Origin of the sequence: Poritiphilus flavus (genome assembly GCF_009901585.1) — a bacterium.
In the GTDB taxonomy this organism is placed as follows: domain Bacteria; phylum Bacteroidota; class Bacteroidia; order Flavobacteriales; family Flavobacteriaceae; genus Poritiphilus; species Poritiphilus flavus.
Map to the genome: position 1 here is coordinate 277,705 of NZ_WXYO01000003.1, position 16,691 is coordinate 294,395.

The 16,691-nt window shown below is 45.1% G+C and carries 12 protein-coding genes; all 12 read right to left on the reverse strand.

Features of this window, described 5'->3' with window-relative positions; translation table 11 throughout:
- Nucleotides 1–6 precede the first annotated feature (6 nt).
- Nucleotides 7–2,409: a TonB-dependent receptor gene (locus tag GTQ38_RS08270; RefSeq protein ID WP_161435021.1), complete on the reverse strand. Its 2,403-nt coding sequence runs from the start codon at nucleotides 2,407–2,409 to the stop codon at nucleotides 7–9.
- Between the two features lie 113 nt (nucleotides 2,410–2,522).
- Complete coding sequence (locus tag GTQ38_RS08275; protein WP_161435022.1) at nucleotides 2,523–4,742, reverse strand: NADP-dependent isocitrate dehydrogenase; 2,220 nt, start codon at nucleotides 4,740–4,742, stop codon at nucleotides 2,523–2,525.
- A gap of 716 nt (nucleotides 4,743–5,458) precedes the next feature.
- Nucleotides 5,459–6,793, reverse strand: a complete 1,335-nt coding sequence (locus GTQ38_RS08280) for a carboxypeptidase-like regulatory domain-containing protein (RefSeq protein WP_161435023.1) — start codon at nucleotides 6,791–6,793, stop codon at nucleotides 5,459–5,461.
- Nucleotides 6,794–6,915: 122 nt separating this feature from the next.
- Nucleotides 6,916–8,322, reverse strand: coding sequence for a sulfatase family protein (locus tag GTQ38_RS08285; RefSeq protein WP_161435024.1), 1,407 nt, complete (start codon nucleotides 8,320–8,322; stop codon nucleotides 6,916–6,918).
- 55 nt (nucleotides 8,323–8,377) lie between these two features.
- On the reverse strand, nucleotides 8,378–9,187 hold the full coding sequence (locus tag GTQ38_RS08290) for an inositol oxygenase (RefSeq protein WP_238857859.1): 810 nt from the start codon (nucleotides 9,185–9,187) through the stop codon (nucleotides 8,378–8,380).
- A 1-nt stretch (nucleotide 9,188) separates the two neighbouring features.
- On the reverse strand, nucleotides 9,189–10,787 hold the full coding sequence (locus GTQ38_RS08295) for a solute:sodium symporter family transporter (RefSeq protein WP_161435026.1): 1,599 nt from the start codon (nucleotides 10,785–10,787) through the stop codon (nucleotides 9,189–9,191).
- Between the two features lie 72 nt (nucleotides 10,788–10,859).
- Nucleotides 10,860–11,465 (reverse strand): DinB family protein, encoded by a 606-nt coding sequence (locus GTQ38_RS08300; protein ID WP_161435027.1) that lies wholly within the window; start codon nucleotides 11,463–11,465, stop codon nucleotides 10,860–10,862.
- A 135-nt stretch (nucleotides 11,466–11,600) separates the two neighbouring features.
- Complete coding sequence (locus GTQ38_RS08305; RefSeq protein ID WP_161435028.1) at nucleotides 11,601–12,194, reverse strand: DinB family protein; 594 nt, start codon at nucleotides 12,192–12,194, stop codon at nucleotides 11,601–11,603.
- 14 nt (nucleotides 12,195–12,208) lie between these two features.
- The gene (locus GTQ38_RS08310; protein ID WP_161435029.1) at nucleotides 12,209–13,153 is read right to left on the reverse strand and encodes a spondin domain-containing protein; all 945 of its coding nucleotides are present in this window, start codon (nucleotides 13,151–13,153) and stop codon (nucleotides 12,209–12,211) included.
- A gap of 188 nt (nucleotides 13,154–13,341) precedes the next feature.
- Nucleotides 13,342–14,508 carry an acyl-CoA dehydrogenase family protein gene (locus GTQ38_RS08315; RefSeq protein ID WP_161435030.1) on the reverse strand — a complete coding sequence of 389 codons (1,167 nt, stop codon included), beginning with the start codon at nucleotides 14,506–14,508 and terminating at the stop codon, nucleotides 13,342–13,344.
- Between the two features lie 205 nt (nucleotides 14,509–14,713).
- A complete protein-coding gene (locus GTQ38_RS08320) occupies nucleotides 14,714–15,787 on the reverse strand; it encodes a DUF3500 domain-containing protein (RefSeq protein WP_161435031.1) in 1,074 nt (357 codons plus the stop codon).
- 67 nt (nucleotides 15,788–15,854) lie between these two features.
- A complete protein-coding gene (locus GTQ38_RS08325; protein WP_161435032.1) occupies nucleotides 15,855–16,556 on the reverse strand; it encodes a DUF4386 domain-containing protein in 702 nt (233 codons plus the stop codon).
- Between the last annotated feature and the right edge of the window lie 135 nt (nucleotides 16,557–16,691).

Genomic DNA, 16,691 nt, shown 5'->3' on the forward strand with positions numbered 1-16,691 from the left:
TTATAGTTAAAAGCTGAAATTATAAGTTACTGCCGGCACAATCCCAAATATGGAGGTTCTGACGGCTTCGTTTACGCCTGTATCCTGATTTCGTCTGAAATTTATAGATGCGGCATTTCGTCTGTTATATACATTGTAAATACTGAACACCCATTCGGATCTCCATTTACTACCTGGTTTCTGTTTATTCTTAAGAGTGGCAGCAATATCCAGCCTGTGGAAGTCAGGAAGTCGTTCTGTATTTCTCAAGCCAAAATAAGGGACTACCAGTCCTTCAAATTCAAACTGACCTACCGGATAATTAGTCGGCTGCCCGGTTTGAAAAATAAAATTAGAATTAAAACTCCATTTGTCGTTTAATTCAAAATTTCCGTAGAAGGAAAGATCATGGGTCTTATCGAAAGGGGTACTATACCATTCCCCAAAATTTATTCCGGTTTCCAAATTGCTTCTCCCGTTATCTATTACGGCCTCCCGTCCCTCTGTGCGTTGCTCGGAGCGCGATAGGGTATAAGCCAGCCATCCCTGGAATCTGCCCTCATTTTTTCTCAGTAGAATTTCCAGGCCATAAGCCCGTGCCACTCCATTGAGAATAACCTGTTCTATAGCATTATTCGCGATTAGGTTGGCCCCGTCTATATAATCGATACGGTTTTGAATGTCTTTGTAAAAAGCTTCGGTTTCAAAGCTGTATTCCCCTCCCTTGATATCCCGAAAATATCCAATAGCGTACTGATCCAGTAGTTGGGGTTCTATATAGGGGCCACTGGGTGTCCAAACATCCAGGGGAGTAGGGGAGCTGGTATTAGAAAGCAGATGCAAATATTGGGCAATACGGGTATAACTTGCTTTGATGGAACTTTTTTCGTTCAGTGTATATGCCATTGAGATCCTCGGTTCCAGGTTGGAAAAGCTTTTGAGCGTTTCTCTTCTTGAGGATTCCAGGGTATCTATGGGAGTGGCTTCTTCGTAAACCAATTGAAAGGGATCGAAATCTACGGCCCGGTCATTTTCATAAAGAAACAATTCATCCTGGCCAAAGCGATTAAAATGGCTGAAGCGCAGTCCGTATTGCACGCTGAGCTTATCCGTAATCTGGTGTTCTACATCAATGTAAGCCGCAGCCTCATTGGCGTATTTTTTGATTAGTTGCTCTTCAAGTATCCCGGATTCCGGGCTGTTCGGTTCAATCTTACCAGGGTTGAAACTATAGTAGATATTGTTAACTCCGTAGTTGATCTGCAAGTCGTCATTGAGGTAATGTTTCAGATCGTACTTAAGATTGAAATTCTGAATCCCCGAGTTCCACTCAAATCCGACAAAGTCCAGCTCCAGGCCGTAGAAATAGTCGGAGTAGATTAGCGATAGGTTGGAAAACAGCTTGTCCGAAAACAGATGGTTCCATCTGAAATTCAGTACGGCATTACCGTAAACATTAACAAAACTGTCGTTTACACTAAAGAGGTCGCGTCCAAAATATCCCGAGAGAAAGATGTTGTTGTTCTCATTGATGCGGTAGTTCAATTTGGTGTTCAGATCGTAGAAATAAGCCTTGTTGTTAATATCGAACAACGGAAGAAAAAAATGCGCATAAGAGGCCCTGCCACCCACCAGGAAAGCAGCCCTGTCTTTTACGATAGGTCCTTCCGCCAGCAGTCTGCTGGCTACAGCCCCTATTCCGCCGTTCATTTTAAATTCCTTGCTATTACCTTCTTTCTGGAAGATCTCAAGTACGGAAGATACACGTCCGCCGTACCTGGACGGGATACCTCCCTTAAAAAGCTTTACATCCTTGATAGCGTCGGGGTTAAAGACTGAGAAAAGTCCAAAGAGGTGAGACGAATTGAAAATGGTAGCCTCGTCCAATAAGATCAGGTTTTGATCTGCTGCACCACCCCGTACGTTAAATCCGGAAGCACCTTCCCCGGCACTGGTAACCCCGGGTAGCAGCAATATGGATTTGATCACATCGGCCTCCCCCAGTAGTACAGGGATCTTTTTGATGGTCTGCACCGCCATGGTACTAACACTCATCTGGGGTTTGCGGATATCCATACGTTCTACATTTTCGGTCACCACCACTTCTTCCAACTGTTCCGCTTCTTCAGCCAGCTGGAAGTTTATCTTTTGGTTCTGGGTAAACGAGATGGTCTGTACAATATCCTGGAACCCTAAATAACTGACCTGCACCCTGTATTCGCCTTCAGGTAATGTAAGGGAGTAAAAACCGTATTCATTGGTGGTCACTCCGGTACACAATTCAGGGACAATAATAGACACCCCTATGAGGGTTTCGTTACTTGAAGCTTCGGTAATGGTACCGCTTAAAGTGTACTTTTGCTGAGCATAAATTTGAACTGAAAAAAGTAGGCCTAAGACAGGCAGCAGTCTCCTGAAAGTTGGGTGCATTCCAGCAATTTTTTCTAAAAGTAAAAAAGAAATTTCAAAAAGCTGGAAAATCTAACAGCATTAAATAAAAAAGCCCGGCAATTACCGGGCTAATTCTTAAAATACCTTTAAAATCAGAGCTTTTCGAGGATTTTGTTTAAGGTTTGGCTTGGTCTCATTGCCCGGGCAATTTGTTCAGGATCTGGTAAATAGTAACCTCCAATGTCCTGTGATTTTCCCTGGGCATCAAGCAATTCTCCCAGGATTTGATCCACCTCACGGGTCATTTCCTCATAGATCGCACCAAAGGAGTCTCTTAGTTCCTCATCTTCCTGCTGTTTGGCAAGGGCTTCTGCCCAATAATAGGCCAAATAAAAATGGCTGCCACGTGTGTCCAGTTCCCCTACCTTTCGGGAAGGAGATCTGTCTTTGTCTAAAAACTCTTCCGTTGCCGCATCCAGGGCTTCTCCCAGGACCCTGGCTTTTTGATTGTTATTTTTAGCGCCGTAAAAATCGAGGGAGACTCCAAGTGCAAGAAACTCTCCCAGGGAATCCCATCTCAAATGGCCTTCCTCCAAAAACTGTTCTACATGCTTGGGTGCTGAACCTCCCGCTCCTGTTTCAAACAGACCTCCGCCGTTCATCAGTGGCACAATAGAAAGCATTTTGGCGCTGGTACCTACTTCCAGGATGGGAAAAAGATCGGTAAGGTAGTCACGTAAAACATTACCTGAGACCGAAATGGTATCCAACCCGGCCTTGATCCTTTTTAGGGTATATAAGGTAGCTTCTACAGGTGAAAGAATACGTATATCCAATCCCTGAATGTCGTGCTGGGGGAGGTAAGTATTTACTTTTTTGATCAGCTCAGCGTCATGAGCGCGGTCTTCATTGAGCCAAAAGACTGCCGGGGTGTCGGATTCCCGGGCCCTGGTGACCGCCAGTTTTACCCAATCCTGTATAGGCGCATCTTTTACCTGGCACATACGCCAGATATCTCCGGGTTCTACCTGGTGAGTGATCAGAACCTCATTAGAATTCACATCTACCACCTGAACTTTTCCTTCGTCGCTTATCTCAAAAGTCTTATCGTGAGATCCGTACTCCTCCGCTTTCTTGGCCATAAGTCCAACATTGGGGACGGTACCCATGGTTCGGGGATCAAAAGCCCCGTTTTCTTTACAAAAATCAATGGTAGCCTGATATATTCCGGCATAGCTGCTATCCGGAATAACTGCCTTGGTATCCTGTGATTTACCATCGGCATTCCACATCTGACCTGAATTGCGGATCATTGCCGGCATTGACGCATCGATAATAACGTCACTGGGCACGTGTAAATTGGTAATGCCCTTGTCTGAGTTTACCATGGCGAGATCCGGACCTTCTTCAAGCGCTTTTTGGATGTCAGTCTCAATCTCTTTTCGCTTTGCTTCCGGAAGTTCCTGCAACTTATCCAAAAGATTCTCCAGGCCGTCATTGGCGCTAATTCCCAATTGATCAAAAGTCTCCTGATGTTTATTAAAGACATCGGCAAAGAATACTTCCAGAACATGCCCGAAGATGATAGGGTCTGAAACCTTCATCATGGTAGCTTTCAGGTGTACAGAATAGAGTACCCCTTGCTGCTTGGCATCGGCCAGTTGTTCTTTTAGAAAACTGATCAGGGCATTTTTGCTCATTACAGTGGCATCGATGATCTCACCGGCCAACAGGCTGACGGATTCTTTCAGGTTTATGGTTTTTCCACTTTTAGTAACCAGGTCTATGCGAACTGCGGTATCTTCCGAAATGGTCAGGGATTTTTCATTTGAGCTGAAATCCCCTTCTCCCATAGTGGCTACGTGCGTTTTGGAGTCACTGCTCCATGCACCCATGCTATGTGGATTTTTTTTAGCGTAATTCTTGATGGGCTTAGGCGCTCTTCGGTCTGAATTCCCTTCTCTCAGTACCGGATTTACTGCACTCCCTTTAATTTTATCGTATCGGGATTTTATTTCTTTTTCCTTCTCATTTGCCGGTTCGTCCGGATAATCGGGAAGGGCATATCCTTTGCCTTGCAGCTCTTCAATGGCTTCCTTCAACTGCGGTATTGAGGCGCTGATATTGGGTAGTTTGATAATATTCGCCTCCGGGGTTTTTGCCATTTCCCCAAGGACTTCCAAATCGTTAGAAATTCGTTGTTGCTCTTCAAGGAAGTCCGGAAAGACTGCGATAATTCTTCCTGCTAATGAAATGTCTTTGGTTTCGATGGAGATCCCAGCGGTTCGGGTAAAGGCCTGTACGATAGGTAAAAATGATTGGGTGGCCAGGGCTGGAGCTTCATCCGTTTTGGTATAGACAATTTTTGGCATAGCGATTTACTTTAAAGCGGAGCAAATATACAACTTTAAACGAGCTGAAAGCAGCCTGAAATCGCGAAACTTTGAGGGAGTTCAAATTAGCTGAATACCAGCTATTAAAAAGACAAAAGCCATATCATTGCAACGCGTACACTGATATGGCTTTCTAGAAATAGCCTGCAAACTTTTGTTTTGTGCCGGAGCACAGAACCGCAACCATTGATTGCATTTGCGAAGCTATTTCGACGTTTGAAACATCTCCTGTCCTCAATTATTAAACCAAGTGACTTTCGATGCTTCTTCTTGTCGTTTAGTACCTTCCTATTAAGTCTAAAACCGAAGTTCTACATTTAACACAAGAGCACCCACATGTCGATCTGACAGCGACAGCCATCCTATCTTATGCTCACCTTTCTATTCTTTTCGGCTAACAAGTTAACTGATTATCCTAGTCCGGTTATCCAACAATATAAGAACGTCAACTCTATAATGGCTCTCCTGATTTACCCTAGACAGGTATTTCCCTTGAACCATGAAATAAAAGTAGCCTTTTTGTTCAAATTTCCAAATTTTGTAAGCCATTAAAAATCAACAAGCTATGAACCGTGGTTATCAACAATTGTTCATAACTTCTTAGAGCAATATCTTCTTGTATAATATTGCCGGATAACACAAAAAAATCGGCCTTTTAGGCCGATTTTTAATAATGTTCTTGTTCCTGCCAATGATCAGGGTGCAGATTCTCCACCTGAGGTTTTGCTTCTGCGTAGCTGTCGTTGGATCTTCCTAATAGCAGACTCTATAGATTTTTCAGGTTCAATGATATTGTACTCTCCCCAGAAATCCGGATCAGAAAAACCGATGGCCTCTTCGCTGAGAATAATGGAAGACTTTATTCTTTCTTTTGATTTAGGAAATTCTCCTGCCAGGTTCTTTTCCCAGTCTGTAATCGCCATTTCACAGGTCATACTGTAAACCGAGTTAAACAAACGCCTGTCCCAGTTCACTTTAAACTCAAGAAGCACATTACTGTATCCGTAATACCATTTACCATCTTTTTCCCTGTAATCCACCCTGTAGGCCACTTCGGTAGGATAAACTCTCGCATTCTTAGGTTTTTTGCGGACGAACATCCTGCTCGCTTTAACCTTATCCACAATGTTCAGGGAATAAATAGCGCTGGTCAGGATCTTCTTTTGCGCGTCGATATACAGTTTTCCTTCGTAAAGCGGCTCCAGAATGTTTGGCCTTTGCTTAAAGTTGATCACAAAGATCAACTGATCATTTATTCGCGTAGAACGGTCAAAATTAAAGTCGTAGTAATCCAGGGTCTCAGGAGTAAAAATAAACTCGGGATACTTCATAATATCCACAAAAAGAGCGTTAAATGGCCCGCCCTGTAATTTTAAAGCCAGGGTATCCAGTTTGTTGTAATCTGTGCTTTTACGTGCTTTAAACAGTTGTACAGCATCACGCTTTTTAGAAGTATAAGGCGTTTTGTAAATGTTTACAACCGCCTCGGAAAGGGATACATTGCGCCGTCTTTTTTTGATGGTCTCCCGGTAGAAAGCAGTCATCAATGTGGGATCGTCAAAGTAATTCTCTCCTTTTTTTCTAAGGGTTTCCTTAACCAGGGTCACCGCGTCTCTTGGCACGGTAACGTCCACCTCCGTCAATTCGGTGATGGAAACTTCCAGGGCTATCCTGTTGTTGTTATCCTTCAATTGAGATAATGGCAGCAATCTTGTCTTGTACCCCAGAAAGGATACGGCAATATTGCCTTCCGTAGTACTCTTGGGTACTTTTAGTAAAAACTCTCCTTCCGTATTCGTAACCGTACTGATGTTGGTGCCTTCCAGTGTCAGGCTTGCGAAGATCAACGGTTTCTTATTGGATGCATCAACAACTTCTCCTTTGTACTGATTGAAGGACACCTCTTGTTGATCCTGATCTTCCTGAAATGCCCAGGAATTTGACGGAATAGCGACAAAAATCGCCAATATAAGCCCGAAAGCCAGGCCTGTCAGGCCTTTTCCAGTTCGTATTAATTGTATAATTCTCATGACATAATTCTTTAGGGTAATAATCACACTTCATCATTAATTTACTACCTCTAAAATAGTGATTTTTAGCGACATAAACTTGCGAATCAGCCTTAAAGTGCTATGAGTTAACCCTTTGTTAATTAAGGACTTTCGGTTTTTAACCCTTCCTTTTTGGTGTTGAGATAGTCAAAATGGCTGCCATCCTGAGGGGAGCCAACCTTTAAGGAGGGTGGAAGTTCACCAAGAGCCTCGTAGGCCCGTTCCATTTCAGCAAACAATTCTTTGGCCTTTTCTTTTTGTTCTCCGTAGAGATTGTTTTGTTCTCCCGGATCTTGCTTCAGGTTGATCAGCAAGGTATCATGAGCGGCTACTGCTTTCTTCCAGCGCGTGCCTTCAAAACCCGGATAGGGTAGTTTTAGTTTGTAATTTCCTTTGCGATACCCCTGAAGTTCTTCCCCGTCAAAAAACAGGAAATCGTCCCCTTCCCTCGAGCCAGTACCCAGGAGTACGGAACTGAGGTCTTTCCCGTCTATCTCCCGGTCTGTGGGTAAAGAAGAGGCTGTGATTGCCGCTATGGTCGGGAACCAGTCTACCTGGGCAGCGGGGGCTGAAGAGACGGTACCCTCTGGGATCTTTCCTTCCCAATAGGCCAGGGTTGGCACCCGTACACCTCCCTCAAAGGTGAATTGCTTACCTTCCCTAAGGATCCCTGCCGATCCTCCGTGGTCTTCCATGACCAGCCATGGGCCATTATCACTGGAGAAAACGATCAGGGTGTTTTCCAGTAGCTGAAGTTCCCGGAGTTTTTGAAATACCTGTCCTACACTCCAGTCAATTTCCTGAATGACATCGCCGTAGAGCCCTCTTTCAGAACTGCCGTCAAAATCTTCCGAAACATATAAGGGAACGTGTGGCATGTTATGGGCCAGATACAGGAAAAAAGGCCGCTTTTGGTTGGCTTCAATAAATTTCAGGGATTCTTCCGCGTATTTTTTAACGGTATACCGCTGATCCACAGAATCTTCTACCACTTCGTTGTCCCGCATATAGACCACACTTCGCATATCGTTGCTGTACGGGATCCCAAAATAACTGTCGAAACCCTGTTGTAGTGGCAAAAAGACCTCCCGATGACCCAAATGCCATTTCCCGACTATCCCTGTGGCGTATCCGCGCTCCTTAAGAAGTTCCGCTATGGTAATCTCCTCAGGTGACATTCCTGTAAAACTTTCCGGAAAGAACACCGAATTAATGCCCATTCTCTGAGGAATTCTCCCGGTCAGTAATCCGGCCCTGGAGGGGCTGCACACCGGCGATGCGGAGTAGAACTCTGTGAATTTTATTCCTCCTTCCGCCAGTTGATCCAAATAAGGGGTTTTGATGTCCGTAGCTCCAAAACAGCCAAGATCTCCATAGCCCAGGTCGTCAGCAAAAATATAGACGATATTGGGTAGGGACGGATCTGTTGTAGCCTGGCTTTGTTGTTTATCCGAACAGCTGAATGAAAGAATTAGCAGGGACATAAGATAGATGCTCCATCTGGACATAGTTGGTCAGGTATTACAAAAGTTAGATATGTTGGATGTGTCTTTATTTAAGGGATCACCAAAAGATAGGTCCTGTTCCCAAATACTTTTCCGCAATAGGGAGGTAATGGTCTTTGATCTCCTCCAGATCGTAAATCGTATTGCTCTTGGTATACAGGTCGTACTTATTAAAATCCTTGATCCATTCCAGATATTGCTTATCCTTTTCGGACAATAGCTGGGAATAACTGCCCCCGCTATGCCAGGGATAAAAAGAGTGGTATCGGATCATTACCATCCCTTCTTCGGGGATCCGGTTTTCTTCGTGATTTTCCAAAACACGGTACAAATACTCATCATGTCCCCAGGCCAGGGTAAGCGAATCCAATCCACATCCCTTATCATAGATTCCCAAATCCGTGTTATACATCGGGTTCTGCATATCGGGATTGAGCTGATTGAATTCAGGATATACGCAGCTATCGGGAAGTGCACAGCCCACTGCAAAAACATCACCTACCATGCCCCATTGTTCATCCTGGCTGGTTCCGTCTTCATCGCTGCCCCAGAGGAACATTACCTTGCCCAGATCGTGTATGAGCCCTACCAGTTGCATCCAATCCGGTCTTTGGTCTTCCCGGATCGCTTCGGCGCTTTGTATGAGGTGTTGCACGTTCGGGAGATCAAGGTCCGGATCGCTGACATCAATAAGATCGTTCAGATGTAACATGGCTTCCCAGAGTCCCATCGGCCTGTCAAACTTCAGATACTTGGAGTGCATGCGCTCTACGTAATCCACGGTTTGATTTTGCCGCATTTTGCGATAGTGCTCGCGAACCGCCGCCGTAACATCGGACTGATCGTAATTCCTGAATACTTTTTCCATCTCAGACATTTCCAAGTAAAAGGTACAAAATAATGGTGAATGCCACCAGAAACAGGCTAAACGGCCGGGTAAATTTCCAGGGTTTCAGATCTACCGCTCCCATGTCCCTGATAACAAAAACGGACGGCTTTCCTTTGGCTGTAGAAGCCAGATGCATTACCAGGATGTTCAGTACAAATTCAATACCCCAAATGTGCACAAAATGCAGTTCCAGGGTAAAAACGTAATAGCAAAGCACATAGAACAACAAGCCAAACGTCAGCCCGACCTTGGCCCCGAAGGCATTTACTTTCGGGAACAGGAAACCGGCAATGATCACACTGGCCATAGGGATGAAAAAGATCCCGTTTAGCTGCTGTAGCAACTGGTACAGCCCTTCCGGTGCATTGGCAACGAAAGGCGCAATGACAATAGCAAAAATTGCAAGGACGGCGGAGGTCCATTTACCGATCCGCACCTGTCTTTTTTCCGTGGCTTCCTTGTTGACGTATCTTTTGTATATACCCAGGCTAAAAACGGTTGCCGCGCTGTTGAGTGCACTGTTAAAAGTGGTCAGTATAGCGCCCATCATCACGGCCACAAAAAAGCCGGTTAGCCATGGCGGAAGTACTTTTTTGACGAGCTCGGGGTATACGCGGTCGGGATCGGTATAAAAACTGTCTCCGAAATAGAAGAATCCAATAAGTCCTGGCAGAACGATGATCAGGGGAACCAGTATTTTAAGCAGACCCGTAAACAGCAGGCCTTTTTGAGCCTCTTTGAGGTTTACAGCTCCCAATACCCTTTGGATGATGGACTGGTGCATGGTCCAGAAATACAACTGATTAATGATCAGTCCGGTAAAAAGGACTTCAAAGGGAAGTATAGCGGAACGGGCCCCTGGCCCTATACCTGATTCTTTGCTGACCACATTGAATTTTTCAGGGCTGTTTTCAAATACCGTGGTAATCCCTTCCAGTGGGTTTCCTGCCCCAATGCTTATCAGAGCCATAATAGGAACCAATAAACCCGCGACCAAAAGCCCAAAGCCATTGATCGTATCGGTATAGGCTACCATTTTCAGGCCTCCGAAGATTGCGTATATGGCACCTAATCCACCAACGGCGATTATGGTAATCCAAATTCCGTTTTCCCTACTGGTGTGCAGCATGCCTGAGATATCGAATATGGCTTCAATATTCAGGGCCCCGGTATAGAGAACAATGGGTAATAAGGTGAATACAAAGGAGATGATAAGCAGTAGGGCCACCAATGTCCTAGTAAGCCCATCAAAACGCTTTTCCAGGAATTCCGGGATGGTTGTCAAGCCCATTTTCAGGTATCTGGGGGCGAAGTATAGTGCGGCTACCACCAGGGCCAAAGCAGAGGTGACCTCCCAGGCAATGATTATCGCTCCGTTTTTATAGGCGGAACCATTCATCCCCACGAGGTGTTCGGTAGAGATATTGGTAAGCAGCAGGGACCCGGCAATAACTATACCGGTTAATGAGCGGCCACCTAAAAAATAACCGTCATTGGTGTTTAGTTTATCGCGGCGTAGTTTCCAGGTGCTGTACAAGGCCACAAAGGCTGTAAAAACCAGAAATGTGATCAAGGTCATCGCTTAAATATACGCATAACAAAAAAACTCCCGGTCCAATTAAGGCCGGGAGCTTCTGGTTATGAGATCCGATCATTTTTTTGGAAAAAGCGGATGGGATTTGATCTCCTCTATTTGTTTTACATGTCTTTCTGTATGACTGGACATGGATAAAAAGATCTGCAAGCCATCAATAGTGCCATACGGAAGCTGACCGTAGTGATTCCTAAGGTCGTCCTCGGTATTTTTGAGGTAGGCAATGTGTCCTGCCCTTTTATCCTGAAACGCCTTTAGCGAGGCGCTAAACGATCCGTGCTTACCGGAAGGCTCAAATTCCGCAGAGGTTTTTACCTTATTCTCACGGCTGGCGATATTGGCGAGTATTTCGGCATCTGTCATAACTACCTCGGAACGTTTGTCAGGATTTGGCGGGCTTGCCAGGGCTCCATTGAGCATTTGACCAAATGAAGCTTCAGAATCGGCCACATGCTCCACACAGTGGGCAATGGACCATGCTTCTTCGCCTATAACATAATTCAGTTGAGCTTCACTCAGGCCTTCAATAGCGCTTAAGAGCATGTTTTGAGATTTTTGGAGTTCCGCTATGGCCATTTGCCTTTCGGCATCGGATAGCTTCATGTCTAGGGTGCTAAAACTTGCCAAAGCAAGTAGCACAACCGGCAATATCAATCGTTTCATTGTAATTGGATTAAAAGGGTTAATGAATGATGTTTTTACATCTGTGACGCTTATTGTCACGAGAAATTGGACAACAGCAACATCAAATTACATCAAAAGACATGGATAAAGGCCGATTCGTCTCTATTGACCCTTTTAATTGTCCCTTTTGACCCCACGAAATACGCTAACCCCAGCCGGGAAGGGGTTTCCAGAGGCCCTTCTCAAGGCAACTATCTGGCCGCAATGCCAGACAGCATCCTCCAACGGACCGTTGATCTGATTCCAAAACGGGTAATCCGACACCCCTTCTGCATTCTGGAATTGGACCCTGTGTTCTGTAAGGTCTTCGGCAGTGAGAAATATCTTTGCCGCTTTTTGGAAGTTAGCCAGTGTTTTAGCCCTTTTTTGTGCAAAATCTAACGTATCGGCTTTCGGATTACTTCTCTGGTTTACTTCCTTTATCGCGGAATTGTATATCACCCTGGAAAGACCGTAAATGTGGTCTATGGTCTCTTCTATAGTCCGGTTAGTTTCCGAAGGCTTGTAGGCCAGATCTTCGGGGCGTAGTTCCGCGGTAGCCCAGTAATATCGAAATCCAAGGCCATCTATCATTCTGGACACCACTGTCCCGGGGGTGTAGTTTTCCGGGTAGTCGGGGATCTGAGCGTAGTAATCTAGGTCTTTTTGGTCCTGGGCATACATTAATGTTCCTAAAAGAAAAATAAACGAAAGAAAAGGTTTTTGCATAGTTTATTAAGGCGTTATTGGTCTACTTTAGTAAAGATGAACATGGCCATAGGTGGGCTAACTGTGGTTCCATTACCCAATGGTGGCGTAGTGATCAGTGAAATGTTTTCTGCTGGATCGGTATCATCATTGGCAGATGTAAAGCTGGCTCCGCTATCCGTTCCCGCATCGTAGGTTATTGCATCAACAGTGAGGTCTTCCACAAACGTTCCGTTGGACAAAAGGTCTACATCTTCTATAGCCACAAACCAATCAGGGCTGGGGGCAATCATGCTGACCAGGGTTACCAGAGAGTGCTCCTGGGTCACGGTGATCTGGAAAGAAGCTTCAGAAAAGCCGGTTAACAGACCTTCGCCGTTAATATAGCTCAGGGCCGTACCGCCGTCTACAATATCGTCAATCTCTGCCTGAAGTGTGCCGTTGACCCCGCTTTCCGCCATTTCTTCTACACCATCTGTTGCCAGTGCTCCTTCTTCAAAAAAGCTGGCTCCCGCTTGGTGTACCATACCTACGGCCCGGGAAAAATGATCGCCGCTGGGGAAATCCGTGGGATGGTTGGTAGCGTTCCAGTTACCTACAAAGGTAACATTGTAAGTAGCCATGGTTTCAATGGCTTCCTCTTCTACCGTAATAAAATCTTCTTCGATCACTGAACTGTTATCCCCCACATTATTGAATGCGGTAAGGGTTACATCAAAGACACCGGCACTGTTATAGGTAACCGTAGGGTTCTCTTCGTTACTCTGTGAAGGGCTTCCTCCGCTAAAGACCCATGTGTAGGCGGTTGAATTCTGAGAGGTATTCGTAAAGGTCACCTGGGTACCGGTTGTCACCGTGGTGGATTGAACGGTAAAACTCGCTACCGGAAACTGGTCTGCCGGGGTATCACTGGAATCATTGTCTGTATTGCAGGCCGCCATCAATATCAGACCTAAACCAAAAACTACTATTTTTTTCATTTCGCTTTCTTTATTGTGTAGCGTGAGTTCTTAAAAACTTACAAAAATCAGCCGTTTAATTTAACCCAAAAAAATGATAGGGACTGGGATAAATCAAATCCGCGGGAGCCATTAGGCTCCGTAAAAATAAGCAGTAATTTTCAAAGGTAAATTATCGGTTAATGGTCTGAAATGCGAAATGCAATATTTTAAATGGTTCCATCTTCCATAGCCTGTTCACCAAAATATTCCCTGATATCCACATCCGTCATGGGCTGAAGTGGGCCGAAAACGATCTCTTTATAGACTTTCTCGGTCAGGCTGCCAGGGGTGAGGAAACGGGTTCCCATCAGATGGCGGGCTTTGGAGACGATCTCCTCCGCGAAGTGGGTGGAAAAATATTTGGCGACAACAGAACTCTCGAAAATCCTTTTCAGTTTTCTTTTGTTGTCCTTTCTGAAATCTGCCAGGGCGCTTCCTGCTTCATTGCTGAGCTGAGCTGCAGCCTGGTATCGGATTCTCAGTTCTCCCATGGCGTCTAGAAAGCTTTCGGATTCCGCGAGTAATTTGCCTTTTTTTATTCTTTTTGAAGCAAATGCCTTTAGGTTTTTCAGCACTGCCTGCGCTGCACCAAGGTAGGGCGCAGGTATCAGGGCCTGGAACCAGGATCTTTGGTATATCAACAGGTCACAACGCTCATCTTCATCGGCATCGAGTCGAATCACCCCGGAACTGTCTACCCGGACGTTTCTGAATTCTACTGATTTGGTAAAGGAACCCTCCATGGTTTCACCGAAAGCGGTGTCCTTGAATACAATGCCTTCCTGATCCAAAGGAATAAAGAAAACAGCCTTTTCCCCGGTCTTCATCTCAGCGGTGAAAACCGCGTAATCCGCGATCCCGGAAAGCGACATAAAGGGAGCTTCGCCGCTTATCACATAGCTATCCCCACTTTTGTCTGCCACTATGGCCTGGTTTCCATCCACAGACTTAAAAGTGCGCACAGATCCCGTATTAGCGATGAGCAGGCGCTCTTTTTTGATCTTTTTCAGCAGTATTTCTCTTTTCCAGTATTCCTTACTGGTTTTGGAAAAGGGGTAGGAAGCCACCGCGGCTAAAATATAGTAATGCATGGAGAGCGCTACGGAAACCGGTATGGAGATCTCGCCCAGCATCTGAAGGAAATCAAAGCATTGTTCGTGAACCAGTTTAGTGTCTTTTTCATAACAGGGTATGAAAGGGAGCCTGCTCGCTTTGATCTGGTCGTAAAAAGCGTAATAGTTCTTGTCTTTTTCTGCGGTCTTTAAAGCCTGCAGTATGTTATCTGTCGCGGAGTTTTCGAATACGTGTGTTCGATCCAGGAGGTTAGTGCTCATGTCGCTGTTTTTTAAGACTTCTTGTGCTATCTCAGTTAATGTGACGTATGAGCCCTTATTTTGTTTCCAAATATTCCGGACTTTAACATTTTATAAACAGCTTGGGAGTGGTTGAAGCCTTGTGTGCAGTATGGGGATATCCTACTAAGGCCTGAACAAGAATGGGATAAAGGATCCGAAGTCCGAAAAACGAGGAGGACGAGGATTAGTGTTTGTGCCTTTTATAGTGTTGCCTGAGGATGTCTTCTCCGAAATCGTTCTTTTTTTCCCGCCATATGGTATGAATGTGGTTTCCGTCATTTTGGAACCCCACATTGTCATATTCTATGATATAGTCCGGAGAATGTATAAGATAGTAATGGGGTTGTTTCCGTTCGTAGCTCCCTATCCAGGCGAAAAAAATGTTCTCCGGACCCGATCTATTCAGTTTCCTGAGTGCTTCCGTGGCCTTGTTTTCTTCCAGGTTGTTGATATATTCTTTTATCAGGCGTACAAGAAGCTTCTGTTGCACTTCTGTAAGCTGGTCCGCGCTGATTCCATAGTATTCTGTAATTCTTTTGTTGTCCTGCGGATTAGTGATGATGTCTGCCGGTACTTCCTGGCTAAGGGTGGCAATTTCTTTCTGATGGCTGTCCATGGAATTAATAAGGGCTATGCCGTAGTCTTCTTCTTTACTTAACACCCGGAGTCCGGCAAACTTGGTAGATGTCACCTCGGCCGGGTCTGCTCCCATAAACAGGGGAGTCATTGAGATCTCAGTACTGGCCATGGTAAGGTTGATGGACAGGTGGTGCCCTTCGAATTTTAGTCCCCATGGGTCTATCATATCCGGGACGTTCCAGAGGGAAATATAAAAATTGTCATAGTCCCATTCCAGGCTCATGATCTCTTTGTAGGTCCTCTGGCTAATCTGCTTGCGTTCCAGTGCCAGGGCAGTACCCTCGTTCAAAATATCATCCAGTTTCATGATACTGGTGGTTTTCAGATATCCCTGGGAGCTGAGAAAAGTAAGTAGTAGTTGATGAAATTTGATCTTGCTCTCTTCGGAGAGACTTCCAAATTGCAATCCAGGCCTGGACACCATCCCAACGGGAAAATTGGTCCATTTGGTTCGGGTGGAATCCTGCAGTTGATATTGGACCAACACCTGTTGTTCGGCGTTGAGGGTATTCAAAAACTCTTCTGTGGCAGATACAATTTCCTCTGTATATTGCCCATAACTCAGCTGATAACCCAATAACCAAAGGGAAATCAAAAAAAACAAATACTTCTGTCTCATAAATTCTCGTACGAGAAACGGGAAGATAGACTACCCGATTAGTATAGCACTGTAATTTAGTAAATAATCAGGATACTGCTTCAACGGTTTTTGGTGGCCTGATCCCCATGACCAAAAGCCAGAGACAAAGGGAGAATTCTCCCAGATCCGCGGGCAGGGTGATGTTTGCAAGTAATATTGAATCAAAATCGGGAAAAAGAAAATACCAAAAGTAATCAATAAAATCCCCGACAAACCCCAGCATTAAAAAGACGCCAATAATCTTAGGAATACGCCCGGATTTGTATATGAGATATCCCAAGGGCAGTAGATACAGCCCGTAGAAGATCTGGGCGATCTTATAGCCCTTGCCGTGTAATTTCAAAAAGAAAGTGGACCAGCCATCCCGTTGGTCCGCCGAAAGCGCCCCCAGATAATCACTTCCGTTTACCATCTCCAGGGCCGCGATCTGATTGATCGAATTCAGGCAGAGTATAGTTACTGCAACGGACACGCTGAGGATCATTAATCGAAGAAGGTTTTTATTTACGGACAAAAAAAGTGGGTGCAATATCAGTGGGAAGAGGAAATAAGCCAGGGCCATCATCAGGTCACTGACTATACCCAAAGTATAGAGGCTGCTATACTCAGCAATGTTATTTGCTGTGGCCGCGGGGTCATTAAAAACGTAAATCTGCTGGCGAACATAGAATTCTGCAAATACCCCGAATCCTATAACGGCAAGAAAGCTTAGACCGGCTAATCTTGCTCTTTGTTTATCTGAGATCATCCTGTACTTTTTTCAACTGACGATCCGCACGCGAAAATGTAACTGAAATACGGATATTACTTTGCCGTATCGGTATCACATTTTTTCACGCAGTTTGGCTGTGCCTGGAATCACAACAAAAAAATCCCGGGAAAG

Coding starts and splice junctions, on each gene's coding strand:
- GTQ38_RS08270 (WP_161435021.1), bottom strand. CDS start 2,409: ATGCACCCAACTTTCAGGAGACTGCTGCCTGTCTTAGGCCTACTTTTT.
- GTQ38_RS08275 (WP_161435022.1), bottom strand. CDS start 4,742: ATGCCAAAAATTGTCTATACCAAAACGGATGAAGCTCCAGCCCTGGCC.
- GTQ38_RS08280 (WP_161435023.1), bottom strand. CDS start 6,793: ATGAGAATTATACAATTAATACGAACTGGAAAAGGCCTGACAGGCCTG.
- GTQ38_RS08285 (WP_161435024.1), bottom strand. CDS start 8,322: ATGTCCAGATGGAGCATCTATCTTATGTCCCTGCTAATTCTTTCATTC.
- GTQ38_RS08290 (WP_238857859.1), bottom strand. CDS start 9,187: ATGGAAAAAGTATTCAGGAATTACGATCAGTCCGATGTTACGGCGGCG.
- GTQ38_RS08295 (WP_161435026.1), bottom strand. CDS start 10,787: ATGACCTTGATCACATTTCTGGTTTTTACAGCCTTTGTGGCCTTGTAC.
- GTQ38_RS08300 (WP_161435027.1), bottom strand. CDS start 11,465: ATGAAACGATTGATATTGCCGGTTGTGCTACTTGCTTTGGCAAGTTTT.
- GTQ38_RS08305 (WP_161435028.1), bottom strand. CDS start 12,194: ATGCAAAAACCTTTTCTTTCGTTTATTTTTCTTTTAGGAACATTAATG.
- GTQ38_RS08310 (WP_161435029.1), bottom strand. CDS start 13,153: ATGAAAAAAATAGTAGTTTTTGGTTTAGGTCTGATATTGATGGCGGCC.
- GTQ38_RS08315 (WP_161435030.1), bottom strand. CDS start 14,508: ATGAGCACTAACCTCCTGGATCGAACACACGTATTCGAAAACTCCGCG.
- GTQ38_RS08320 (WP_161435031.1), bottom strand. CDS start 15,787: ATGAGACAGAAGTATTTGTTTTTTTTGATTTCCCTTTGGTTATTGGGT.
- GTQ38_RS08325 (WP_161435032.1), bottom strand. CDS start 16,556: ATGATCTCAGATAAACAAAGAGCAAGATTAGCCGGTCTAAGCTTTCTT.